Source organism: Pseudomonadota bacterium (assembly GCA_022572885.1).
Lineage (GTDB): Bacteria > Pseudomonadota > Gammaproteobacteria > Steroidobacterales > MnTg04 > MnTg04.
In genome coordinates this window covers 46,875-70,016 of sequence record JACZVC010000005.1, presented here as the reverse complement: position 1 = coordinate 70,016, position 23,142 = coordinate 46,875, and the positions used below count along the sequence as shown (strand labels likewise).

Genomic DNA, 23,142 nt, shown 5'->3' with positions numbered 1-23,142 from the left:
ATTATCCTGCCGCCAAATCAGTTTCCAGTGGTATGGAAATCGTAATCTCCAAACCGCCTGATTCTCGGTTATGGCACACGAAATTGTGGTCGGTGCCATAAATCTGGTTCAGGCGTTCCCGGGTATTGGCCAGGCCGACACCATCGCGTTCGCCATCGGTCTTTGTTTTATCCATATCGATACCGGGGCCATCGTCTTCGACAATGATAACCACTGTTTGTCCTTCGAGTCGGGTTCTCACACCAATCGAACCACCGCCAACCCTCGGTGCTATAGCATATTTGAGTGCGTTTTCGATCAACGGCTGAAGTATCATACTGGGCACCAACGCGTTTTCGGTTTCTCTTGCGATCTCATAATCAAGCCGCAGCCTGTCGTTGAAACGGACTTTTTCGATGCTCAGGTAAAGATCGAGCGCACGAATCTCCTCCGCGAGCGTGACCTTTTTCATCGGGTCGTTATCCAGCGTGTATCTCAGGAACTCGCTCAGGCGGGTCACCGACCGGTTGGCTGCCTCGATTTGTTTTTCGAGTATCAGCGTGGATATCGAATTCAGCGTATTGAACAGGAAGTGTGGATTGAGTTGGTAACGCAGCATTTTTAACTGCGCTTCGTGCGCGGCGGCGGCCGATGCCAGGGAACGCCTGATTTGCAGTTGCAGTACCTGGTAATACTTGATCCCGAAATAAAGTCCGCTCCAGCAAAGCAACACGTAGCTGGAGCCGGTAACGCCGCTGATATAATCGCCGAGGGACTGCGGCTCATACCAGATTTTGTAGGTGTACCAGAGAAACTCGTTGCGCAGCCATGTCCACGGCAGGGCCAGCAAAAAGGACATCCCGGTCGCGCCAACGACTTGCCAAACCGGTAATTTGGTCCACAGAAAGCGATTCCAGTAACGCAGCGCAAGCGAAAGCATAAACCCGCTGACCGTGCTGGTCAGGATGACCAGGTTGTAGGATACGGTCCGCTCCAGCTCCAGTGCGCCGAGAATATTCGCCAGGGCGTAAGCCAGCCAGCCCACCGAATGCAGAAACCAGAACAAACGCTCATTGTTATTCAGCAAGTCTTGCAGCCGGAAAAATCGAGTATGCAACACGGCTCCAGTCGAGGCGATCGATTAATACGAGAATCTCATTATAAACAATAGTTTGCGCATGTTGCTCGGCTGGGCCCGCAGATTTCACCACTGGTCCCGGCCAGCGTCAGAGTTTCGCGCAAAGACCACTCAGGTGCGGTTTTTGGCCGGCATGATCAGCCAGCAGGAAACGCGCGCCCTGCTCGTCCGAGCGGCTGAGAAAAGTTAACCAGGCCGGCAACAGGATCGGTAACTTGAAATTGCTCGCAACCCGAACCTGCGGTCCGAGCGACTCCTCGCCGATTTCAGCCAGCGATCTGGCCAACGACCACATGCCGTGAGCGATCGCCGCCGGGAAGCCCAGCAGGCGAGCCGTTGGGCTGCTCAGGTGAATGGGGTTGATGTCGCCGGATACCATCGCGTATTGCCGCCCGATGCCCGCGGGTGCGTTCCATCCGCTACTGGTGGTACCCGGCTTGTCGGAATCGGACCATAACGGCTAATGGTATTTTCGATATGCACCAGGCCCATCACGCGCGCGGGAAACGCTTCGTGCGAGAGTATCTGGAGATGCAGCGGCATGGCCAGCACGTGCGGATAGGTAATCGGCAGGTAATCGCCATCCGAAAACCCGCAGACCTTGTTGTAAGCGGCGATTTTGTCGGGCCGGGTCGATACGATATCCATGCGCGCCTCGATGGCCGGAACGGAAGCTCCGTCCGGGACCAGCGCAGGCTTTGAGCCCATCAACAGCCTCGGGTAAATGGCCACCACCGATGGCATGCTGTTGAAAGTCAGTTGTATGTCGCTCATCGTGCTGTTTGCCTGACCGGGTTTCGCTCGCTCAGGGCACCACCTGGTCTATCAACAAATCGACGGCGCCGGTGCCCGTACGATAAAAAACCTCACCGAAAAAGTCGCCTGGTTGCGCGCCCGGACTACCCGATTTCGAGATGCGGGCGACCAGCCTCAATTCCTGGTGGTCCGCCAATACCGTATTGGCAAGCATGACATTTTGCTGACTCAGTTCGACGCTCAGCGGCAAATCGCCCGCGACGTGCCGGACTACCGCCAGCGGGGGCCCCCCCGCCTCGCCGGGGGTACGGGCAAACAAGTACAGGACCATATTGGGGTTGACCTGCTGCGCCAATTCATCGGAGATTTCGATCTCGACCGGAATGCTGACGCCTTGGGTTTGCGTCGCTGCGGGGGCCTGCACGCCGATCCGGGACAATTGTTCCCGTACGGTTTCGGCCAGCGCTGCCGGCGGGTCGAGTTTCAGCAAAGTCTGCCAGCGCCGGGTAGCCAACTCATCGTCGCCCCTCTCCATCGCCGACACGCCGCCCCACCACAGGCCACGGGCATCCATCGGGTTGATCGCCAACGCCTTGTCCAGCAGCTCAGCCCCCTGTTGTTTCAGCGATGCGCGGTCGCTCAAAGCCAGCGACTCGGCATAGGCGATCAAGACCCCGGGATCTTCGCCATTGGTCATTTCATTAATCCTGGCGTAAACCGGGACGGCTTCCTGAAACCTGCCCATGGTTACGTAGGATCGGCCCAGCATGGCCCATTCGTCTGCGCTGCCGCCTTCTCTGGCAAGCCTTGATTCCAGACCGGCAACCATTTCCTCGACCGGATCGACACTGGCATGGATTGCCTCCGGATCGTAATTGGAAAATGCCTGGTACAACAAGATCGCGGCAAGCGGCACGATCAGAACAATGGCCAGCATCGTCCGGCGCGCACCCTTTTCCTTGACTCGTCTCAGCGGCACAAAAGCGAGCAAAAGAACCGCCAGCAGTAAAGCCGTTGCGAAAATCCAGAAAAGACTCATTTTTCGACATCCTCGTCTTCATCATCATCGATGGGCATCGCCGCTCTTTGCCGAATCGTACGCGTCAGGATGGCGCCGCCGAGCAACAGAAAAATCCCGGGAGCCAGCCACAACAGCCAGGTGCGCTTTGCAAAAGGCGGCCGGTACAAGACAAAGTCGCCATAGCGGTCCGTCATGTAGCTATAAATTTCGCGATCGCTGGAACCGGACAGCAGCATTTCCCGGACCTGGCGGCGCAGATCTTTTGCCAGCGGTGCGTTCGAGTCAGAGATCGGCTGGTTCTGGCAAACCAGGCAACGCAATTCTCGGTTAAGCGTCTCATAGCGTGCCTGTAATTCGGGATCTTCCATGATGTCGCTGTCATCGATGGCAAACAATAACAACGGCATCAACAACAAAACGGCGATCATTTTTTTCATGGCTGCGCCACCTTGAGTTGTTGAATCAACGGTAGGAAATCTTCATGCCAGATTTGCATGTTAATTGGCGCTATCAACTTATGGACGACCATGCCTTTGTGGTCGACCAGGAAGGTTTCGGGAGCTCCGTAAACGCCCCAGTCAATGCTGACGCGGCCTTCGGTATCAACCATTGTCGCCACATAGGGATTGCCCAGTTCCGCCAGCCATTGCCGGGCCAGGCGCGGATCGTCTTTCAAATTAAGACCGTAAATCGGCACGATATTCTGGCGCTGGATTTCCAGCAACGCGCCATGTTCGACGCGACAGCCGGGACACCAGGTTCCCCAGATATTGAGCAAATAAATGTGGCCGAGCAATTTTTCCGTACCCAGGGTCTCCTCCGGCTTCAGCAACAAGGGTAGCTCATAAGCAGGGGCAGGCTTGCCGATCAACGGTGAGGGCACGATGCTGGGATCTTTGTGCAAACCGACAAAGAAAAAGCTGACCAGTATTGCAAGAATAACGATGGGCGCGACGAAACGGATCATGGAGCGGCGCCTTCGGCCAATTCAGGCGCCGGCGCTTCGGCCCGCCTTTTTTTCCGGTAACGGGGATCGCTCATCGACAGCAGGCCGCCAAATGCCATCACCAGTGCGCCCAGCCAGATAAAACGCACCAGCGGTTTGAACTGGATCCTGAGGCTCCAGCTGCCGTTACCCAGATCGTCACCGAGCGCGACAAACAAATCCCGGGTCCAGCCGGCATCGATTCCGGCCTCAGTCATCGGGCTGGTCTGTACTCGGTACACGCGTTTCTGCGGATACAAAGTCGTCACCACTTCGCCATCGCGCCTGATTGTGACCACGCCTTCGACCGCATCAAAATTTGGCCCTTCGGTATTGCGCAGGGTTTCCAGTTTGAATTGGTAGCCGGCCATTTCGACGACGTCGCCGGCTCGCAACGCCAGGTCTTTTTCAATGCTGAACACGCTGGTCACCGTGGTACCGAGGACAAACAGGCCCAGGCCGATATGTGCAGTCAGCATGCCTAATACCGAGCGCGGCAGAGCAAAGAAATTGCGCCCCATTTTCTGTCGTTGGCGTATTTCGCTCAAGGCAGAAAGAATCACCCAGACCCCTGCAAATACGCCGACGAAAGTCAGGACCGAAGGCCGGCCCCAGGCAAAGGAAATGCCCAGAGCCACCGGCACTGCAATCAAAAGCGGCGTTTTCAGGCGTAACCACAGCATGTCCCAGCGCGCCCGTTTCCAGGTGCTGTGCATCCCGACGCCGAGCAACAACACCATGGGCAGCGTGGGGATCAGGAACACCAGGTTGAAATACGGTGGGCCGACCGAAATTTTTCCCATCTCCAGTGCATCGATAAACAACGGATATAAAGTGCCAATCAATATCAGGCCGGCGGCAACCACCAGCATCAGGTTATTCAGCAGCAGGAAGCTTTCCCGCGACAGGACCTTGAAGCCGCCGCCTGAACCGAACGCGGGCGCGCGCCACGCGTAAAGACCCAGCGCAATGCCTATACACAGACCGAGAAAGATCAGGATAAACAGGCCGCGCGCCGGGTCGTTGGCAAAGGCATGCACCGATATCAATACGCCGGAGCGCACCAGGAAAGTACCCAGCAGGCTCAGCGAAAAACCGCTGATCGCCAGCAGGACCGTCCAACTCTTGAACAAGCCGCGTTTTTCCGTTACCGCCAGGGAATGAATCAGGGCGGTCGCTAGCAGCCAGGGCATAAACGAGGCATTCTCAACCGGGTCCCAGAACCACCAGCCGCCCCAGCCCAGTTCGTAATAGGCCCACCAGGAGCCCAGTGCGACACCGACGGTCAGAAAAGCCCATGCCAGGAGGGTCCACGGCCTGAGCCATCTCGCCCAGTTGCTGGTCACTTTACCCTCGATCAACGCGGCAACGGCAAAGGAAAAAGCCACTGCGAGACCGACATAACCGGCGTAAAGAATTGGTGGGTGGATAACCAGCGCCGGGTCCTGCAACAACGGATTCAAGTCACGCCCCTCTAGCGCTGCGGGCAGCAGTCGAACGAACGGGTTTGAGGTCGCCATGACAAACAGCATGAACCCGCAGTTGATCAGGCCCAGCACGCCCAGTATCCGGGCGCGAAACACGGCGGGCATGTCCTTACTTGCCCACGCGACACCTAGGGTCCAGACAGACAACGTCAGTATCCAGAGCAGCAACGAGCCTTCGTGCGCCGCCCAGACGGCGGCGATCCGGTAGAACAACGGCAGCTCAGTGTTCGAATTGAGCGCCACGTATTCGACGGAAAAGTCGTTGACGATGAACGACCAGGTCAGCAGGCCAAATGACAACGCAGCAAACACAAACTGCCCGCTGGCCATGGGCCGAACCAGCGCCAGCCATTCTGCCTTGCGCCAATATGCGCCAGCCAGCCCCGCAAAAGACTGAATAATCGCGAGGCAGAAGGTCAAAACCAGCGCGAACAGTCCAAGTTCGGGTATCACGACTCGTTTTCTCCATGCACTTCTTTCAGCGCTTCGGCTACTTCCGGTGGCATGTAATTCTCATCGTGTTTGGCCAGCACTTCGTCGGCGATGAACACACCGCCATCGTTCATGGTGCCGTGGGCGATTACCCCCTGCCCGTCGCGGAACAAGTCCGGTAACACGCCCACGTATTCAACCGGCAGCGTTTTGTGGTTGTCGGTTACCAGGAAACTGACTTTCAGCGAACCAGGTTCTCGCTCGATGCTGCCGAGCGTTACCAGGCCACCAAGGCGGAAACGCCTGCCGTCGGGCGCCTCGCCCGCCACCACCTGCTTGGGCGTATAGAAATACAGGATATTTTCATCGAAAGCCCTGAGCATGAGCGCCACGGCGATGCCGACGCCGGCGAGCACCAATGCTACTTGGATGCCTCTTTGATAACGTTTTTTCATGTCTGGTCCTCGGCTGCCGCCCGTCGCCGGACGAAGGCCAGCCTTTGTTTGAACTGCCGCCTGGCGCCAGCCAGATTGATCAGGAGGACCGCGGCGGTCAGGCCAAAGCTGCTCCAGACGTAGCCCGCATAACCTCCCATGTGAAGAAAGTCTGATAACATATTGATATATCTCTCTTTATAAATCACTAAGCCAGCGGGAATTTCGCTCGCGCTGCAATACCTGGCTGCGCGTCCGGATCATCAGGACGGTCGCGAAATAACAGCCAAAACCGGCGAGCATCATCAGCAACGGCCACAGCATGTCACCGGTGATGGCGGGCTTGCCGAACTTCATGATGGTTGCCCCCTGGTGCAGGGAATTCCACCAGACCACCGAATAATGAATGATCGGTACGTTGACCACGCCGACCACCGCGAGCAGGCCGCTGGCCCGGTCTGCCTTGCCGGTGTCGTCGTAGGCCGCCCTGAGCGACATATATCCCAGGAACAGAAACAGCAGGATCAGTTCAGAGGTCAGCCGAGCGTCCCAGGCCCACCAGGTTCCCCACATCGGCTTGCCCCAGATAGAGCCGGTCGCCAGCGCCAGGAACGTAAACGAGGCGCCGATCGGTGCGGCCGCGGCGGCAATTGCATGGGCAAGCTTGATACGCCAGATCAGCCCGATGCCGGCGGCGGCGGCCATCAGCGTATAAGCGAACAACGACATCGATGCGCTGGGAACATGGACATAAATGATCCGGAAACCGTCACCTTGCTGGTAGTCGGCCGGCGCCAGCACCAGGCCGCCATAAGTCGCGACCAGGATCAGGACCAGCGCCGTGGCGCCGAACCACGGTATCAGGTAGCCCGCCAGACGGTAAAAGTGGGGTGGAGAGCCAAATTGATGAAATATTTTCCACATAAAGCTTAATCCAGACTAATACGCACAGCCGTGGCAATAGCCAGCGGCAACAGACTCAACGCGAGAAACAGTATCGCAGCCAGTAAGTACAGGGGACCCACCGGATCCATGCCCTGCACCGCCAGGTCGACTCCCCTGGCGCCGAAAATCAGTATCGGCGTGGCCAACGGCAAGACCAGCAATGATAGCAGAGCGCTGCCGGTCCCGAGGCCGGTGGTTAGCGCCGCACCCATGGCGCCCAGCAGGCTGAGGGTGGGTGTGCCAAGCAGCAAGCCGAGCATCAGCGTTCCCCAGGCCTCCGCCGGGAGGTACAAAGCGCTGGCCAGCAACGGAGCGACCAGTACCAGCGGCAACCCGCTGACCATCCAGTGGGCCAGCGTTTTCGCCAGCACCAGTACCGGCAGCGAGTGGCCGCTCAGGACCAGCTGCTCCAGGCTGCCGTCTTCGTAATCGCTTCTAAACAACAAGTCGAGCGCCAGCAGCGATGACAACAAGGCGGCGCCCCAGAGGATGCCGGGCGCGACCGTCCGCAACAGCTCTGGTTCCGGGCTGAGTCCGAGTGGAAATATCGCGGTAATCAAAATGAAGAACAACAACGGATTGGCCATTTCGCCGGGGCGGTGGAAAGCCAGCCGCAGATCGCGCGCCAAAACCACGCCAAACCCCGCTAGCGGACCGCTCACCCTGTGTCCTCCATGTTGAGGTGTTGCAGATAGCTTTGCTCGACACCGAGTTCCTGGTGTGCGGCGACGATAGCCGTGCCGCCATCGGCACAGTGGCGATCGAGCATCCCGGAGATCATGTCGCGCCCTTCGACGTCCAGGTTGGTGAATGGCTCGTCGAGAATCCAGAGTTGTGCCGCGCTGAGCATGATCGTCGCCAGCGACAGCCGCCTTTTTTGTCCCGCAGAAAGCACCCGGCACGGCAAATCCGCGACAGCATCGAGACCGACCTGGTCCAGTGTATCGTTCCGGACATCCGGGTCTGTCTCGCGTCTCAGGGAAACGGAAAACGCCAGGTTCTCCCGGGCGCTGAGTTCGGCTTTGAACCCGTTCAGATGGCCCAGCCACGCGAATGCGTGCTGAAAATCATCGCGACAACGGCGAATGTTGCGGCCGCGCCAGCGTATCTCGCCCTCCTCGGGCTCGGTCAGACCGCACAACACGCGTAACAGGCTGGTCTTGCCGCAACCGTTGGCTCCGGACACATGCAGCACTGCTCCCTCGGGCAGTGCAAAGGATAAATCCCTGAACAGGCAACGATCACCGCGCCACAGTTCCAGGCCCTCGGCCTGCATCGGGATTTCCTGTGTATCTTTGCTAAGCATTCCTTCGCCACCAGCGCCGTATGCACCCGGCATCACCTGGCTCCATCATTTTTGAACCGGTCTAACTATAGCAGCCGGCCCCCTGCTTTAGTTGCGTCAGATCAAGGGGACTTTGCTATGGTTTTCACACCCAGGGCCGACAGTGGGTAGACCAACTCGCCCATTTGCAGCGCGGCCTGGTTCGAAGCGTTGCCATCGAGCGCTCTTTTCTTCACCCCCTGCACGATCGCCGCCAGGCGGAAGAAACAAAACGCCAGGTAAAAAGACCAGTTTTCCACCACCGGCATGCCTGCTTGTTCGAGATAGGCAGCAACATACGCATCTTCGTTCGGTATCCCCAGTGTAACGATATCGACATCCGCCAGACCGCGAAGTTTTCCGGTGTTTGGGAAATGCCATTGCATGCACTGGTAAGCGAGATCCGCCAATGGGTGGCCCAGCGTGGATAGTTCCCAGTCGACGACGGCAATAATCTGAGCTTCGAGCGGATCGAAGATCAGGTTGTCCAGGCGAAAATCCCCGTGCACCAGGGAGACTTGGCCGTCGTCCGGCGGCAGGTTTGCGGCCAGCCAGGCCATCAGCGTTTCCATGTCTTCTATGCCTTCGGTCTCGGACGCACGATACTGTCCGCTCCAGCGGTCGAATTGCCGCTCGAAGTAATTGCCGGGCTTGCCAAAATCAGCGAGGCCGTGCGCGTCCGGATCGATCGCGTGAATGTGCGCGAGTACCCGGCTCATTTCTTCATAGACCGCGCCTCTTTCATCCGGGTCGAGTCCGGGTAACGCGGGGTCCCAGAAAATGCGCCCTTCCATGTACTCCATCAGGTAGAACATGCTGCCGATAACAGATTCGTCGGTGCACAAATGATAAGCCCGTGCGACCGGAACATCGCTGTTGGCAAGGGCGGAAATAACCCGGTATTCACGGTCAACCGCGTGCGCAGATTTCAGCAGTTTGCCCGGCGGTTTTCGGCGCAGCACGTAAACGCCGGACGCGGCGTCGATACGAAAAGTCGGGTTTGACTGGCCGTCGGGAAACTTTTCTGCGTTCAACGGCCCGCGGAACCCATCGAGATGACTTTCCAGGTAAGCGGCCAGTTTTTGCTCATCGACCAGCTTTCTTTCGTAGCCCATGCTTTCGCTGTCCTAATTATGTTCCCGGACCAGCCAGCGTCCCAATGCGTTCATGTGTACCTGGTCGGGGCCATCCGCCAGGCGAATCTGCCTGGCATAGGTATAGGCTTCCGAGAGGAACAGGTCGTCGTGCAGACCGGCCGCGCCGTGAATCTGGATGGCGCGGTCGAGTACCCGGCAAGCCATCGCCGGCGCAATGATTTTAATCATCGCGATCTCGTTCCTGGCTGCCTTGTTGCCGTCACGGTCCATCGTGTCCGCCGTTTTCAGCGTCAACAGGCGCGCCTGGTCTATTTCGCAGGCGGATTTCGCTATGTCCTCACGAACCGAACCCTGTTCACTGAGTTTCTTGCCAAACGCTACGCGTTGTTCGGCGCGGCGGCACATCGCTTCGAGGCCTCTTTGCGCAAGCCCGACCAGCCGCATGCAGTGATGAATCCGGCCGGGGCCGAGACGCCCCTGGGCTATTTCAAAGCCCCTGCCCTCGCCCAGGATCAGGTTGGCGGCCGGTACGCGCACATCGGTGAATGACAGTTCGGCGTGACCAAATGGCGGATCGTCGTAGCCCAGCGTGGTTAGCGGTCGCTCCACCTTAACGCCGGGCGTATCCATTGGCACCAGGATCATCGATTGCTGCCGGTGACGGTCCGGATTATCCGGCGCGGTCTTGCCCATGACGATCAGGATGCGGCAATTTTCGTGCATGGCGCCGGTGATAAACCACTTGCGGCCATTGATGAGGTAATCATCGCCGTCGGCGACGATCGAACACTCGATATTGGTGGCATCGGACGAGGCGACCGCCGGCTCGGTCATGGCGAAAGCCGAACGAATCTCCCCGTTCAGCAACGGCGTCAGCCATTGCTTTTTTTGTGCCTGGCTACCGTATTGAGCCAGCACCTCCATGTTGCCGGTGTCTGGCGCGCTGCAATTAAAAACCTCCGAACACCACAGGACCCTTCCCATGAGCTCAGCCAGCGGTGCGTACTCGAGATTACTCAGACCGGCGCCATACTCATCGTCTGGCAGAAAAAGATTCCACAGCTCTTCTTGCCTGGCCTTTCCCTTGAGTTCATTCATCAATGCCGGCGTGACCCAGCGATTTTCCGATGCTTGGATCGCCTGCCGGTAACTTTGCTCGACCGGGTAAATATTCGCATCCATGAACTTCTCGAGACGCTCCGTGAGCTTGCTGACCTTGTCTGAGTTTTGGAAATTCACGTTTCAGTCCTCTGCACCGGCATTAATGCACCAGGTTCCAGGTGGGCGGTATTGTTGAAGCTATCCAGCAGCACGGTCTGGTCATTGAAGAAAAACCGGCTGTAGGCGCAGTTTCTTACTTGTATGTTGAGCTGTATTTTCATTGCGCTGCTGATGCCGAGCACCTGGCCGGTCAGCACGGCGATCGGGCCACCCGAACTGATGACGAGCACCCGCTCGCCGTGGCGCAGGAAACTTAATGCATCGGCCACCCGCTGCTCGAATTCCGGCCAGGATTCGGGCAACGGCCCTTGCAGGCGATCCTTGCTCCATGCCAGCAACGCCTGCTTCAAGACTTTGTAAAAACCCTTGATCCCATCGACATGGCCGGTCTCGGTCAGGCCGGTGGCCTTTTCCGGATACTGGCTGGCGAACGCGCTGCATAGTGCGATGAAATCATATTCATCAAGGCCCGGGTGTTGCTCGGTTTCGACGCTGATTGCCATTGCCTCGACGGTGGCGTTGGCGGTCTGTACGTGGCGTTGCATGCTGCCGGTCACGACACGGTCGAAGCCAGGGTTCAGTTTTGAGAAATACCGGCCCAGTGACCTGGCCTGCTCGAGTCCCAGCTCCGACAGCCGGTCATACTGTGTACTGTTGATCGCGGTTTCGCCGTGTCTCACCAGGTAAATTTCAGGCATCGTTTTATGATCAGTGTGGCGCGAGCCGGTACGCTAGCTTAGTCAATACCCGGTGTATTATGAAGGGCGGTTTCCTATCGTAATTGACCGGTAGCAGTCAATCACGGACGCGATGTTTTTCTACGAGCGCTGCGAATGCCGGTTCATCATGCAGTTTTTCAAATTCCGGATAAAGCAGAACGAGATTCAGGCTCCAGCCATTCGGTCGCGAAAGCAATTCTTCCAGCTTGGCAATCGCGGCGGCGTGCTGATCGAGCATCGCGTAGGTAATTGCGTAATGGAAGACATAAACCGGGCCGGCCATGGCGTCTACGCTCACGGGGAGCAATTCATAGGCGGTTTGCGCCGCTTCGAGCGCCTTATGCTTCTCACCCAGACCCGCGTGCACCAAACCGAGCGCACTGAAGATTCTCGGGTCGTTCGGTGAATCCCTGGACTTGCTTTCCAATACGGCTTTGGCGGACTCGAAATACCCGGCCGCTTTGTCCCGGTCGCCCAGGTAAAACTCTGTCCGCCCCCGCAAGAGGTCCAGAGGAAAAAAATCGTTCTGTATATCCAATACCTCGGACTCGCTGCGCTCGATCGCGTCCATCGCCAGGTCATGATCGCGATTTTGCATGGCCGTTTCCCACCGGGACAGGATCAAATTCGGCGAATCGGGCAAGGTCGGGTCGGTCATCATATCCCGCAACGCCGTAGAATCGATGTCCAGAGCGATCAGCGCATAGGCCCGAAGAAGCCTGTTGTATGGATCATTTGGCGATAATTGAACTGCCCTGTCGTAATAGCTAATAGCTCGATCCCATCGACCCAGATGCCCATAAGTGTTTCCCACTTCGAAAGACCACAAAGCGTTACGCGGATCCAGATCGATCGCGCGCTCCAGATCGGGAATGGAATCGTCGAATTTGCCGCGCCGCCTCAGGATAAATGAGCGAATCGCAATTGCCTCCGCATTCCCCGGTACCATCGGGATCGCGATATCAAGCTGCTCGAGCGCCCGGTCATAGTCCAAAAAGCCATGATAATAAAAATCTGACAACGCGATGTGTGCTTCCGGCATGCCGGGATTCAGTTCGAAAGCTTTGTCGATCGCCGTGCGGGCCAGCGCGAGGTCAGACTTGTCGCGGCCAAAAAACCAGTACCGGTCCGTGTACGCGCTGGCCAGTGCTGCATGCGCCAGGGCAAAATCCGGATCCAGCAACACCGCCTGTTCGAACAGTTGCAACCGCTGTTCCTGAGCTTTCCCGCCAGCATTCCGCTGGATGGCCCGACCGCGCTGGAAAAAATCATAGGCCCGCAAATTCTCGGTCGGGACACTAGCCAGCGCCTGTTGCTCGGCCGGCGACAAGGTGGCATGCAGGGCAGCGGCAATCGCACTGGCGATTTCGCTCTGGATCGCAAAAATATTCGCCGTGGTCAATTGCCGGTCATAGGTGTCGGCCCACAGGTGTTCGTCGGTCACGGCATCGATCAACTGCATGTTGATACGCACCCGGTCGCCCGCTCTTTGCACGCCGCCTTCGAGGATCGTCGCGACCCCCAGCTCCTTGCCGATGGTGCGCATATTCTTGGTGGTGTCGCGGTATTCCATGACCGAAGTCCTGGAAATCACTTTTAGCGAGCCGATCCGCGCCAAGTGGGTCAACACATCGTCATGCATGCCCTGGACAAAATACAGATCGTCTTCGTTGGCGCTGCGACTGGCGAAAGGCAACACGGCGATCGACCGGCGGTTGACCGGTTTCGCAATCGCGGGTTCCTCTGCGGTCATGACTGACTCAGGCGCTTGATCATCGACCCAGACGAACTTGTCCAGCGCAAACAATACGATGGCGAACAACAGCACGGCAATGATCATGAAATCGAGTTTTCTGCCGGTTTCAGCAGTTACCGACTGGCTGCGATCGACATGCTTTTCCAATTTCAGGCCATCCGGAGTCATTTCGAAGGCCCAGGCGAAAATCAGCGCCAGTGGGAACCCGATACCGATCAACAGGAGGAAGAATTTGCCGACCCAATCAGGCAGCCCCATCAAGGGTACGACAATGTCTACAACTTGCAGCAGCAGCCAGGCGACGATGCCATAGACCAGAGCGACCCTAACGACGTTTCGCCGCTTGAGTTCAGTCAGAAAATTGCCAGGTTTCCCCATTTGTCATCCGTTGCTCACGTTGCCGCGTAACCGATGGTAGTTGAAGGCTGATACCGCTGCCACCATTACTCGGTCACGTAATCATTGTTTCCGGGATATCTTTTTTGTCAGCCTACTGTTTTGCCTCATTTTTACTCGATGGCGCTCACGCGGACCGGATTGTGTGACCACAGTCACATCCGCAGCCATGCCCTGCGGTTATGTTAATCATTGTTTTCTATAGGAATTGAAACTCAGGGGCAAAAAAATGCTACGCATTACTCTCATGGTTGCAGTGTTGATCTGCATTCTGGCCTGTGCGCCGACCCGGGCCGATGACAAATACACCAGGGCTGACAGCAGGACTTCGACGGCCGAAAAAATCGCCATTGCTGTGTTTAGTGAGGTTGAGCGGCAAATCATTGCCGAATACTTCCACAAACATGGCCACTCAACCGGCAAAAAAGGCAAAGGCAAAGGGAAACCACGCGGTCTGCCGCCAGGCATCGCTAAAAACCTGCAACGCGGCAAGCCCCTGCCTCCAGGAATTGCCAAACAGCATTTCCCGGTCGGCTTGATCGACTTGCTGCCACCGGCGCCAAGAGGGTTTGAGCGCATAATTGTGGGTGGCAAGATTATCCTCGTCGAAGTTGCCACCCAAATCATCCACGATGTACTGGTCGATGTGGTTTTTCATTAGACCCGAGCCCGTTTGGCTGGCATAGGCCCGGAACGATAAGCGGATAGCCAGCGCAAAAATTGCGGGCATGCAACCGTTTCACTAGTATTTAGGCTTGGCAAACTGATTTCCTCAGGGGCTGGGCAGCCTTCTTTTATGAGTATCCTGAAGTTATTGATCGGTCTTTTCCCGGGCGGTAAAAAACTTACTGAAAAGCACTCCTATCGCAGGAGGTCCCGCCTGCTCGAGCATGCCGGGAATACCGAAGACCGGTTTACCGCAATCTATAAGCAGAACCAATGGAAGAATGAAGAAAGCCGTTCAGGCGAAGGATCGACACTCGAATACACCCGCAACATCAGGCAAGAAATTCCGCTCCTGATCGAGCGCTACGGATTCAAGACCATCCTCGATGCACCTTGCGGTGACTACCATTGGTTTCAGCACATCCAAAGAGCACAGGACACACAATATATCGGCGCGGATATCGTCGAACCGCTGATCGCGGCGAACCAGGAGAATTTTGCCAACGCAAACACTCGCTTTTTTCATCTCGACATCATCACCCGGAAGCTGCCCGATGCCGATCTGTGGTTATGCCGGGATTGCCTGTTCCACTTGTCTTATGACGACATATTTTCCGTCATCGACAATTTTCTCAACAGCAACATTCGCTACCTGCTGACCTCGACGCACCCGGATTGCGACCGCAACATCGATATACCGACCGGCCATTTTCGTCTGTTGAACCTGGAACTTCCGCCTTTCAGTTTCTGCGAACCGATTCTAACGATCGATGACTGGATCGAAGGTATGCCGGTCAGGCATCTGGCCCTGTGGGAAAAGAAGGATCTGGTCGGCTTTGGCCCACCCAAAGTGACGTGAAAAAAGAAGCTATCGCCAAGCACCGCGCGGGCCAGCGCGACGAAGCGGAAGCGCTTTACCGGCAATGCCTGGAGCAGTCGCCGGACGATCCCGATGTCCTGTATTACCTGGGCCTGCTGTGTCATGAAACCGGTCGCAGCCAGGAGGCGGTGGGTTACCTCCAGAAGGCTCTCTCCGGCCGGCCGGAGCTGGCGGAAGCCCACGCCGTGCTCGCCCTCGCCCTGGCGAAGAGCGGGCATCCCGATGCGGCCTTGCAAGCGGTGGAGCAAGCGCTGCGGCTGCGGCCCGACGATGCAGTGGCGCTGAATCTCGCCGGCGAACTCTACCGCCAAAACGGCGCCTGGGGCGATGCGGCCAACTGTTATCGACGCATACTGACGGCGCGGCCGGACCATGCCCAGACCCACCACCACCTGGCCGCCTCGTTGGGTTTCCTTGGCCATACCCAGGAAGCGATCGAGCATTATCGCCAGGCACTCGCCACGAACCCGGACGAGGTCCGGTTGCTCTACAACTACGCCTTGACGCTGCGCGTCGCTCGCGACGGCAGCGGTACCCGGGAAGCTCTCGCGCATGCTCTCGCCGTGGATCCCCAGCACGTCGGGGCGCGCTATGCCCTCTTGCAGGCGCGGCTGGAAGTGTGTGACTGGCGGGACCTGGACTCGGAATGCAGCCTCATCGCCGCGGGCCTGGAGCGATTCCTGGCCCAGGGTGGCGAGGAGGTCTTGTCGCCGGCGGCCATCAACTACATTCCCGAACTGGCTGTTTGCCACCGGCCCGTGGCCGCGCACTACGCCCGGTACTTCGCGCGCCAGGCGATGCGGGTAGCGGCACCGCCGCAACCACGAGCCGACCCTGACGAATCCCGGATACGAATCGGCTATGTGTCGCCGGATTTCGGCGAGCACGCCGTTGGCGTCCTGGTCTGCGACCTGTTTCGCCAACACGACCGCGAAGGATTCGAGGTCTTTTGCTATTCGCTGCGCCGCCACGAGGATTCTTATTACCGCCGGGTAGAGGAAGGCGCGGATCGGTTTCGTGACCTGAGCGGCCGCTCCCTCGAGGAGGCCGTTCGCCGGATTCGGGATGACCGTATCGATATCCTCGTGGACCTGGCCGGTTATACCGGCCGCGCCCGCCCCGAGATTTTTGCCGCGCGGCCGGCGCCGGTGCAGATCGCTTATCTGGGTTATCTCAACACCATGGCCGCGGAATTCATCGACTATGTCGTCGCGGATCCCGTGGTGATACCACCCGACTCAGGGCACGAGTTCACCGAGGCAATTCTCCGTCTGCCAGCCAGTTTCATCGTGGCCTCACCGCTGGATGCGAGCCCCCGGGTTCCCAAGCGCTCCGAACTCGGTCTCCCGGACGATGCCTTCGTATTCGCGAGTTTCAACAATCCATTGAAAATCGGTCCCGCCGTTTTCAGCGCCTGGATGCGCATCCTGGAGCGCGTACCCGGGTCGGTCTTGTGGCTTTTTGCTGAAGATTCCGCAGACGCCGAGGACAACCTGGGCCGCGAAGCCAAGGTCCGCGGCATCAGCCCGGAGCGATTGGTGTTTGCCGGACGCGTGCCGTTGGCGGAGCACCTGGCGCGAGTCCGCCAGGCGGATCTTTTCCTCGATACCTTTCATTACAACGCCGGAACCACGGCGGTCTGTGCGCTGGCGAGCGGACTGCCCGTGCTGACTTGTGCAGGCGAGCACATGCTATCGCGGCTGGGCGCATCGCTGAACACTGCCCTCGGGCTCGAGCAACTCATTTGTTCCAATCCGGAATCTTACGAGGAGCGAGCCGTGGAGTTGGCAAACCAACCCGAAGAGTTGAACAGGCTTCGCCGCCGGTTGGTCGAGGCTCGCGAGACAAGCGGTTTGTTCGACCCGGCCCGGTTTTCGCGGCACCTGGAGATGCTTTACCAACAGGTGTGGGAGCGCCACCGTAAAGGAGAGCCCCCGGCATCGTTGTCAGTGTGAGGCGAGCGGGCATACGGGTCCCACAGCACAAGGCGCAGCGGCCCGGCACACTCGGGTCTCATGTATGGTGCCCGGGGCCGGAATCGAACCGGCAAGGAGATGTATCTCCGAGGGATTTTAAGTCGTTCCTGCGCTGTTTTTCAGTATTTTTCAGTGTACGTGAATTGTTATCGAAAGCGTTGAGCCGCAACGCTTTTCACTGAATCTTCATTGCCCGTTCGTTTTGACGATTTCTGGCCCGTTTTAGCCGAGCGTGGCCCGAAATTGGACCATTTCGGTTTGGCTGCTTCCGCCGGGACCGGTCGTTCGAAACGCTAGAAATCCTACAATCTGAAAAGCCGCTATCGGCCAAGAGCGGACCGTTCATTAACATCGGATTGAAGGCGGTAGTCGGCTAGGAGCGGCCGTGTTAGTTTAATTCATCGAGCTTATCTTCAAAATCATCAAGCTTATTTTCTAGCCGATCAAGATATAGCTGACGATCCTCACGTGCAACGTCACGGATGTCTTTCAGTTCGTCCCTCATCGTCTTGTTCTGTTCCGCTAGAGCGTTGACAAGTGCAACGTTTTGGTCCTTGAGAGCAGTCCTTAATGTGCCATTTAGTGACCAAATCGAGCCTGCAAACGTCATTACAATTAGAACCAGGGCCCCGCCGATGATCTTGTCGGCGGCGGAAAAAACAGTACCTTGTTGCATGTCGACAATTTCTCCAATTGACATCTCAGTTGTTCCCTCAACTTGAATACTCCGTTCGTGAGGTTTGATGTACCTTCCTCCCCCGGTCTTAGATGTTTTTCTTTTGGCCATTTGTCTGGTCCCTACCCCACCAACGAGTCATGTTAACGATCTTCCGCTTGGGGTCAACTGCAGTCGTTCGCCAGTTTATCACCTGGACGGCTGCTAATGGCTGCAAAGCAGACATTCGGTCGTGATGGAATCTGATTGTGTACGTAAGTTTTGGGTCCCGACTATCACAGCTAGGCGGTGTCCATGTCAGTCAGTGTCCGTTGACTTCACCGGCCAAGATAGCCGGTCGTAATGAGGACACATGCGAGACTGTGTGCGGAGTTGTGCCAGAACAGTTGACGGCAAAAACGACGCCGCTACTCCCAGATACAAATACAGGCCCACCGCTCGCGCCGCCCAATATCTGCATATCTGTTTCATAGCATGGCCAGTTAAGCAGTCCCGCGTCTCGTCGCTCTTGGTAGTGCGCCGTTATCCGTCCGCGAAACATGTCGGATTGGAAATTGATAGCAATGCCACCATCAACGACGCTTCCCAATGTCATAAGCGGATACGCAACTGTCCAAATATCAGTACCGATCGGCAAGTTGCCTTTCGTCGTAAAATTTATATGTGCAGTATTCTGCAATTCAGATTCTGTTATTTCAGCATTGGCCCGTCCGAACTGATTTTTCTCGACGTAACCTGCCGCAATATCAGTGTCGTTTCGCGTTTTGATGGATTGCACGTCAATGTGGCGAAGTACCATTTTTCGATTAAGGTTTACGGCGTGTATGCAATAGACCGCGAAGCCATCAGCTCCCTCAAGGTCGAGTGCGCACTCCCTCCCCTGGAATACGTGCCGCGCAGAAAGAAAGAGTCCATTCTCGTTCAGGAAGAACCCTGTCCCAACCAACTTGTGGACCTCAGTACCATCAGACAGAAATAGGACCTTAATGATCGGGAATACGACCATTTCCATGGTGGCCCTATCTACCGGACCGGACATTGAAATTCCCTTGGGAATATCCTTCTCCAAAAGACCCCATCTTAGCTCAGTACCACTGTCCGCTCCGGACACGCTCGATCCAAGTGCACCGGTTCTGAGGGTAGACTGATCAACACTAACGGATTCAATTGAGCGCGATTTTTTAAGTTATTCTCTATATAAAACAGGATGTTATATCGTAAAGTTAATGTACGAATCTGACGCTCGTTGATCATCATCAATCGCGATCTCGCAGCAAAATAAAACGCCAAAGCGTGCGGAGCTGCGTACCCACATAGACCCCCCCCGCCAGGGAGTACCTTTTGCCGGCAGGAATCCGAACGGAAAAAGTTTCTCCCTGGCGGGGGGTGGCCCCGCGATCGTATAAGTGCACCGTGACGCCGTCCGGGTGAACGGCGCGGGAGATGCCTCCAGCAAGCTATCGAGGCGCTCGCTGCCCGAGCGGAGGAGCCTGGTTGATATGTCAGCAAGCCAGGCCCCCTCAGTTTCCCTACGTGGTCGTGATCACGTCGACGATGGCGCTGAAGGACTGAGGATGCCTCAGTGCAATGTCCAGGTCCTGGAACGCCGTGATGCGTATCTGACCGCTGGTGTCCAGGCTGTACGGATTGACCTGGAGATCCAGGCCCGACCACATACCGATGATCAGATCCGCGAAGTTACCGAAGATGATCGCGGACAGAGTTGCGCCGGAAGTTCCCTTGACTAAATCTGACGGCACATTGTTCGACATGATCGTTTTATACCCATTCATCGATAGCGTTTGTCGATCGCCATCGGTTCGGCCCTCGAGTAGGAAGCGCCCGCTGCCAGCGTCGACAGATATCTGTTTGAGGTCGCCGACTGCCTTCGAATTGGTGACGTATGCCAACCTCCCGATGAGAGCATTCGGTACGCTAACTGACGATTCCAGGGCCACGATGTTGGCGAATGTCGGTGCGAGACCGTTAACGTCTCCGGCGACTACGCCCACGCCCGCCTGGTTCAAAATGCCGGTCGGCTCTTCTCCCGCGCCGGAGCCGTCGATTGCCACTCGATCGACTTCTATAGCGATCGTATCGGCGAGGCTCTTCATCACAAGGCCCTCAATTGCGGGAGTTCCCTGAAGTAGCAATTTGCGACTGATCTCGGAGTACGCTGCTAACGTTTTCGGAGTAAGCGGCACCTGGTCGAACGTTGCGGAGCTCTCTGTCGGAGCTGCGTTCTCGGCTAACCAGAACACGTTCTCGTCGCCAGTCTGACGAGGAATGGAGACGTTCCCAACTAAACCGTGCAGTACCAGAGCGCCCGCCGCCTGGACAACGCTGGCGTTGCGCAGCAAGTCAATGAATGAGCCCGAGAGCAGATTCGTGGCAACCAGGTCGCCGCCGTCTGCGCCAACGGTAAGGTTGCGCTGGCCCCGCGGTTGACTCAAGATTTCAGGAGGAATGAACAGATTTCCTCTAACGGTGCGAGTAGTAAGCTGCCCGCGGGCCGTCTCCGAACATTCCATCTCGAGGGCCGCCGCCGCCTGCAGCTTGCGATCGGCCGGGTAAGCAGCGGCCACGATTGCCTTACATAGGCTGTATTTCTGGATCTCGTTTTGTGAGAGTCCTATCGACGGATCCTCGGCTTTCGTTGCCGGGAAGCCGCCTCGGTCCAAGATCATCGCATTCAAGTCCGCGACGGATCCGCCGCTTTTCACTAACTGTCGGGCGAGGTCCTGGGCTTCGTGCGCCTCTCCAGTGGCTAGAAGCTCCGTAACGCGTTCTCGCTCGGCCTCTGTTACCTGGTTATCTGTTCGCCTTTGTGACCGCGAACTGGAAGTTGTTTCTGTTTTCATCGTTATGTCCTCGTGAATTGATTCGAAATTGCTGCGGCCTACACCTACTGATGTATCCGCTGGTACGGCTACGAGTGAGATCTCAAAAGGTTCCCAATCGGTGACGCGATAAACATCGGGCCCGTCATCGACCTGAGTCTCCAGGATCATCTCGTGGATGATATAACCGACACTTATGTGGCGAAAAATTCCATCAAGAATGTTTTCGAAAACCTCGGCGGCACGATCGCCTTTACCGAAACGTAAAATCGCCCGACCGGTCGAGCCTTCGATCCAGGCTCTTTCGATAACACCGATGTGTTCATTCAACTCGTGGTTAACCAGTACCGCCGCGCCGTCGTGAAAACGATCGAGGCTGACTTCGTCCGCGCCATGCCCGAGAACTTCTATCCCGAACCAACGTCGGATGGATGCTTCCGACGAGAACGCAACTTGAATCGTGCGTTTGTCTTCGTCGAGATGGACCTCTCGAGAATCGAGCGAAACTGAACGCCGCTGGGGCGACGAAATGAAGTCGTCAAACTTCCGCTTGTCCTGCTCAGATAGCCTCATGACTTCTCCGGCCGACAGGCAGAAAAAAACGACTGCCGGCAACACATGCAAGGCCCGGAACAACGTTCCCGGGCCACCTGTGCGTGTCGGCGAGTCGCATCGCTTTCGCGGATAACTTCACTTCCAGTCGCTGCATGCCAATCGGTTAGCGCGAAGCAATAACCGATGATGGAGCGACTTAACGCAGGCACAGGTTACTCGTTAGAATTTTCAAATGCAAGAAATGCTAGTTCACGAACTCCGTCCACTATCCGATACAGCTCGTTTGAGATTTTCATCTCGCTCATCTCCTGGGCTTTCATCAGGTTGTAGATGGCGACCATGAGTCCGCCTGAAATTGTTCCCGGTGAGTAGCCGGCGTCGAAATAAACCACTATTGCTTTACGCATCGCCGCGGCCACTTCATTTATCTGTTCGGCGGCCGGCGGGTTCATCATTTCTGGTTTGTCCATCTCTACTCTCCACTTGTCCACAAACACCCGTCCCGAAATGTTGGCCAAGTTGGCCAAGTTGCGGGAAGGTGGCCAACTTGTCCAAGATTCTGGCGCGGGGAATCGTGGCCGCCTTGTTATTCATTTCCCGGCAACACCCATCGCCACTTGCCGCTGATACCGTCGTGTCTTGGCCTTACACCAAGTTCATCCTTTGCGCGTCGTACTGTGCGCCAAGCATGGCCTGCCTGCTTCGCCTTGCTCTGTAGATCTGTCGTCAATTGCGGGCCGGTCGATAGCTCAACAACAAGCCATTCAGCGGCCTCTGTGCGCTCTCGACAGTTGTTTGATCCCTCGCTACTTAGCAAGGTCTCGCCATCGACGTCTACGAAGCCCTGCTCCCACTGAACAACTGGCAATTCACTATCCTCAGACGATTCCCTGACTCGGTACGCGACGCCCTCGACCTCTTTTGATAAATTGCATTTCGGCATGAAAATAATTCGCCGATCGGCGTTTTCCGGATCACGACCAACAATCATGCCGCTGCGAGCGGCAGCGACAAACGCACCCGAGCCCGTGATGCGCGCCATCGGTCCTCCGGTTCCCTTGTTGAGATGACTCACGTAGAGGATCGCGACTCGACTCTCCTGGGCGATCTCGGCAAGCACGCTGAGCAGCCCGCGAACGTCGGCATTCTTGTGTGAGTCCACAGACCCGAGAAACGCGGCAAGCGGATCTATGACGACAAGTCGGCAATCTGGAATGCGGCGAATAGCGTCGCGCAACAATTCCATGTCGCGGTCCAACGCTAGTCCGCGGCGACTGCCATCGTCATTTTCGATCACTGCGCTCATGGAATAGATGTTGTCCAGGTCGGCGCCGGCAGCCCGCAATCGAGGCTTCACCGTGTCGCTGTCATCGTCTTCACCCGAGAGCAAGATTACGCTGCCGTGCGGTGCATACTCGTGACAATCGGGCCATTTCGCTTCGCTGGTAACGGCAGCAGCGATAGCAATCGTCACCAGTGATTTCCCGAGTCCCGGATCCCCTGCAATGACCGACAACTTGCCGAGTGGAATTCGACCCGGCCACAACCACTCAAGCCGGGATTCCTGAATGTCTGCGAAACAGGTTAGATCGGCTCTTGGTCTTCTGATAGGTATCTGGACGGTTTCACCGTTACTCGCCATAAGGTACCGCCTCGAAGAAAAGAGAGCACTTGGACGAGCTGAGCAATGACTCCCGAATCGCAACGACTGACGGTGCCCCGACCAGCATTAGACTCTTGGCTAGTTCATGCAGCAGATCGTCAGCTCGCGGACCAGTCTCGAAGATTAGGGCTGGACCGGACGTAGCCGGCCAGTCGTAGTCCGTTGGCTTCGCGCCGGGCGGAAGCACAACGACCGG

General features: G+C 57.0%; 24 protein-coding genes. 3 read left to right on the top strand and 21 right to left on the bottom strand.

What is annotated here, in order from left to right; genetic code table 11:
• Position 1: 1 nt before the first annotated feature.
• The 16 genes from IIA05_03175 to IIA05_03100 form a co-directional block, all read right to left on the bottom strand.
• Entirely contained in the window at positions 2–1,096 is a 1,095-nt protein-coding gene (locus IIA05_03175; protein ID MCH9026102.1) for a histidine kinase, read from the bottom strand.
• A 109-nt stretch (positions 1,097–1,205) separates the two neighbouring features.
• Complete coding sequence (locus tag IIA05_03170; protein MCH9026101.1) at positions 1,206–1,496, bottom strand: hypothetical protein; 291 nt, start codon at positions 1,494–1,496, stop codon at positions 1,206–1,208.
• Positions 1,463–1,891, bottom strand: coding sequence for a hypothetical protein (locus tag IIA05_03165; protein MCH9026100.1), 429 nt, complete (start codon positions 1,889–1,891; stop codon positions 1,463–1,465). Before IIA05_03165 ends, IIA05_03170 begins: the two co-directional genes overlap by 34 nt.
• 31 nt (positions 1,892–1,922) lie before the next feature.
• Positions 1,923–2,912: a hypothetical protein gene (locus tag IIA05_03160; protein ID MCH9026099.1), complete on the bottom strand. Its 990-nt coding sequence runs from the start codon at positions 2,910–2,912 to the stop codon at positions 1,923–1,925.
• Positions 2,909–3,331 (bottom strand): cytochrome c-type biogenesis protein CcmH, encoded by a 423-nt coding sequence (locus tag IIA05_03155; GenBank protein MCH9026098.1) that lies wholly within the window; start codon positions 3,329–3,331, stop codon positions 2,909–2,911. Before IIA05_03155 ends, IIA05_03160 begins: the two co-directional genes overlap by 4 nt.
• Positions 3,328–3,861: a DsbE family thiol:disulfide interchange protein gene (locus IIA05_03150; GenBank protein MCH9026097.1), complete on the bottom strand. Its 534-nt coding sequence runs from the start codon at positions 3,859–3,861 to the stop codon at positions 3,328–3,330. Before IIA05_03150 ends, IIA05_03155 begins: the two co-directional genes overlap by 4 nt.
• Complete coding sequence (locus IIA05_03145; GenBank protein MCH9026096.1) at positions 3,858–5,819, bottom strand: heme lyase CcmF/NrfE family subunit; 1,962 nt, start codon at positions 5,817–5,819, stop codon at positions 3,858–3,860. The genes IIA05_03150 and IIA05_03145 overlap by 4 nt, the downstream gene beginning before the upstream one ends.
• Positions 5,816–6,253 (bottom strand): cytochrome c maturation protein CcmE, encoded by a 438-nt coding sequence (ccmE, locus tag IIA05_03140; protein ID MCH9026095.1) that lies wholly within the window; start codon positions 6,251–6,253, stop codon positions 5,816–5,818. The genes IIA05_03145 and ccmE overlap by 4 nt, the downstream gene beginning before the upstream one ends.
• Positions 6,250–6,414: a heme exporter protein CcmD gene (gene ccmD, locus IIA05_03135; protein MCH9026094.1), complete on the bottom strand. Its 165-nt coding sequence runs from the start codon at positions 6,412–6,414 to the stop codon at positions 6,250–6,252. The genes ccmE and ccmD overlap by 4 nt, the downstream gene beginning before the upstream one ends.
• 16 nt (positions 6,415–6,430) lie before the next feature.
• Entirely contained in the window at positions 6,431–7,156 is a 726-nt protein-coding gene (locus IIA05_03130; protein MCH9026093.1) for a heme ABC transporter permease, read from the bottom strand.
• Between the two features lie 5 nt (positions 7,157–7,161).
• Positions 7,162–7,839: a heme exporter protein CcmB gene (gene ccmB / locus IIA05_03125; GenBank protein ID MCH9026092.1), complete on the bottom strand. Its 678-nt coding sequence runs from the start codon at positions 7,837–7,839 to the stop codon at positions 7,162–7,164.
• Positions 7,836–8,483 (bottom strand): cytochrome c biogenesis heme-transporting ATPase CcmA, encoded by a 648-nt coding sequence (gene ccmA, locus IIA05_03120; GenBank protein ID MCH9026091.1) that lies wholly within the window; start codon positions 8,481–8,483, stop codon positions 7,836–7,838. Before ccmA ends, ccmB begins: the two co-directional genes overlap by 4 nt.
• A 101-nt stretch (positions 8,484–8,584) precedes the next feature.
• A complete protein-coding gene (locus IIA05_03115) occupies positions 8,585–9,616 on the bottom strand; it encodes a phosphotransferase (protein MCH9026090.1) in 1,032 nt (343 codons plus the stop codon).
• Between the two features lie 12 nt (positions 9,617–9,628).
• The gene (locus IIA05_03110; GenBank protein ID MCH9026089.1) at positions 9,629–10,837 is read right to left on the bottom strand and encodes an acyl-CoA dehydrogenase family protein; all 1,209 of its coding nucleotides are present in this window, start codon (positions 10,835–10,837) and stop codon (positions 9,629–9,631) included.
• Positions 10,834–11,517: a histidine phosphatase family protein gene (locus IIA05_03105; protein MCH9026088.1), complete on the bottom strand. Its 684-nt coding sequence runs from the start codon at positions 11,515–11,517 to the stop codon at positions 10,834–10,836. The genes IIA05_03110 and IIA05_03105 overlap by 4 nt, the downstream gene beginning before the upstream one ends.
• Before the next feature lie 97 nt (positions 11,518–11,614).
• On the bottom strand, positions 11,615–13,672 hold the full coding sequence (locus IIA05_03100) for a tetratricopeptide repeat protein (protein MCH9026087.1): 2,058 nt from the start codon (positions 13,670–13,672) through the stop codon (positions 11,615–11,617).
• A gap of 247 nt (positions 13,673–13,919) precedes the next feature.
• Between IIA05_03100 and IIA05_03095 the strand changes: the two genes are divergently transcribed.
• The 3 genes from IIA05_03095 to IIA05_03085 all read left to right on the top strand — a co-directional run bounded on the left by IIA05_03095 (position 13,920) and on the right by IIA05_03085 (position 17,191).
• A complete protein-coding gene (locus IIA05_03095; protein MCH9026086.1) occupies positions 13,920–14,351 on the top strand; it encodes a hypothetical protein in 432 nt (143 codons plus the stop codon).
• A 135-nt stretch (positions 14,352–14,486) separates the two neighbouring features.
• Complete coding sequence (locus IIA05_03090) at positions 14,487–15,215, top strand: class I SAM-dependent methyltransferase (protein ID MCH9026085.1); 729 nt, start codon at positions 14,487–14,489, stop codon at positions 15,213–15,215.
• Positions 15,212–17,191 carry a tetratricopeptide repeat protein gene (locus IIA05_03085; GenBank protein ID MCH9026084.1) on the top strand — a complete coding sequence of 660 codons (1,980 nt, stop codon included), beginning with the start codon at positions 15,212–15,214 and terminating at the stop codon, positions 17,189–17,191. Before IIA05_03090 ends, IIA05_03085 begins: the two co-directional genes overlap by 4 nt.
• Positions 17,192–17,600: 409 nt before the next feature.
• On the opposite strand, the gene IIA05_03080 is transcribed toward IIA05_03085, so the two are convergent.
• The 5 genes from IIA05_03080 to IIA05_03060 form a co-directional block, all read right to left on the bottom strand.
• A complete protein-coding gene (locus IIA05_03080; protein ID MCH9026083.1) occupies positions 17,601–17,999 on the bottom strand; it encodes a hypothetical protein in 399 nt (132 codons plus the stop codon).
• A 190-nt stretch (positions 18,000–18,189) separates the two neighbouring features.
• Complete coding sequence (locus tag IIA05_03075) at positions 18,190–18,927, bottom strand: trypsin-like peptidase domain-containing protein (protein ID MCH9026082.1); 738 nt, start codon at positions 18,925–18,927, stop codon at positions 18,190–18,192.
• Positions 18,928–19,417: 490 nt separating this feature from the next.
• The gene (locus IIA05_03070; GenBank protein MCH9026081.1) at positions 19,418–21,301 is read right to left on the bottom strand and encodes a phage major capsid protein; all 1,884 of its coding nucleotides are present in this window, start codon (positions 21,299–21,301) and stop codon (positions 19,418–19,420) included.
• A gap of 194 nt (positions 21,302–21,495) precedes the next feature.
• Positions 21,496–21,753, bottom strand: a complete 258-nt coding sequence (locus tag IIA05_03065) for a hypothetical protein (protein ID MCH9026080.1) — start codon at positions 21,751–21,753, stop codon at positions 21,496–21,498.
• A 116-nt stretch (positions 21,754–21,869) separates the two neighbouring features.
• Positions 21,870–22,925, bottom strand: a complete 1,056-nt coding sequence (locus IIA05_03060) for an AAA family ATPase (protein MCH9026079.1) — start codon at positions 22,923–22,925, stop codon at positions 21,870–21,872.
• Between the last annotated feature and the right edge of the window lie 217 nt (positions 22,926–23,142).

Excerpts from the sequence above, each read along its gene's own strand:
- IIA05_03170 (MCH9026101.1), bottom strand. The coding sequence starts at position 1,496 with ATGGTATCCGGCGACATCAACCCCATTCACCTGAGCAGCCCAACGGCT.
- IIA05_03165 (MCH9026100.1), bottom strand. The coding sequence starts at position 1,891 with ATGAGCGACATACAACTGACTTTCAACAGCATGCCATCGGTGGTGGCC.
- IIA05_03160 (MCH9026099.1), bottom strand. The coding sequence starts at position 2,912 with ATGAGTCTTTTCTGGATTTTCGCAACGGCTTTACTGCTGGCGGTTCTT.
- IIA05_03155 (MCH9026098.1), bottom strand. The coding sequence starts at position 3,331 with ATGAAAAAAATGATCGCCGTTTTGTTGTTGATGCCGTTGTTATTGTTT.
- IIA05_03150 (MCH9026097.1), bottom strand. The coding sequence starts at position 3,861 with ATGATCCGTTTCGTCGCGCCCATCGTTATTCTTGCAATACTGGTCAGC.
- ccmE (MCH9026095.1), bottom strand. The coding sequence starts at position 6,253 with ATGAAAAAACGTTATCAAAGAGGCATCCAAGTAGCATTGGTGCTCGCC.
- ccmD (MCH9026094.1), bottom strand. The coding sequence starts at position 6,414 with ATGTTATCAGACTTTCTTCACATGGGAGGTTATGCGGGCTACGTCTGG.
- IIA05_03130 (MCH9026093.1), bottom strand. The coding sequence starts at position 7,156 with ATGTGGAAAATATTTCATCAATTTGGCTCTCCACCCCACTTTTACCGT.
- ccmA (MCH9026091.1), bottom strand. The coding sequence starts at position 8,483 with ATGCTTAGCAAAGATACACAGGAAATCCCGATGCAGGCCGAGGGCCTG.
- IIA05_03115 (MCH9026090.1), bottom strand. The coding sequence starts at position 9,616 with ATGGGCTACGAAAGAAAGCTGGTCGATGAGCAAAAACTGGCCGCTTAC.
- IIA05_03105 (MCH9026088.1), bottom strand. The coding sequence starts at position 11,517 with ATGCCTGAAATTTACCTGGTGAGACACGGCGAAACCGCGATCAACAGT.
- IIA05_03100 (MCH9026087.1), bottom strand. The coding sequence starts at position 13,672 with ATGGGGAAACCTGGCAATTTTCTGACTGAACTCAAGCGGCGAAACGTC.
- IIA05_03095 (MCH9026086.1), top strand. The coding sequence starts at position 13,920 with ATGCTACGCATTACTCTCATGGTTGCAGTGTTGATCTGCATTCTGGCC.
- IIA05_03090 (MCH9026085.1), top strand. The coding sequence starts at position 14,487 with ATGAGTATCCTGAAGTTATTGATCGGTCTTTTCCCGGGCGGTAAAAAA.
- IIA05_03080 (MCH9026083.1), bottom strand. The coding sequence starts at position 17,999 with ATGGCCAAAAGAAAAACATCTAAGACCGGGGGAGGAAGGTACATCAAA.
- IIA05_03075 (MCH9026082.1), bottom strand. The coding sequence starts at position 18,927 with ATGTCCGGTCCGGTAGATAGGGCCACCATGGAAATGGTCGTATTCCCG.
- IIA05_03070 (MCH9026081.1), bottom strand. The coding sequence starts at position 21,301 with ATGAGGCTATCTGAGCAGGACAAGCGGAAGTTTGACGACTTCATTTCG.
- IIA05_03065 (MCH9026080.1), bottom strand. The coding sequence starts at position 21,753 with ATGGACAAACCAGAAATGATGAACCCGCCGGCCGCCGAACAGATAAAT.
- IIA05_03060 (MCH9026079.1), bottom strand. The coding sequence starts at position 22,925 with ATGGCGAGTAACGGTGAAACCGTCCAGATACCTATCAGAAGACCAAGA.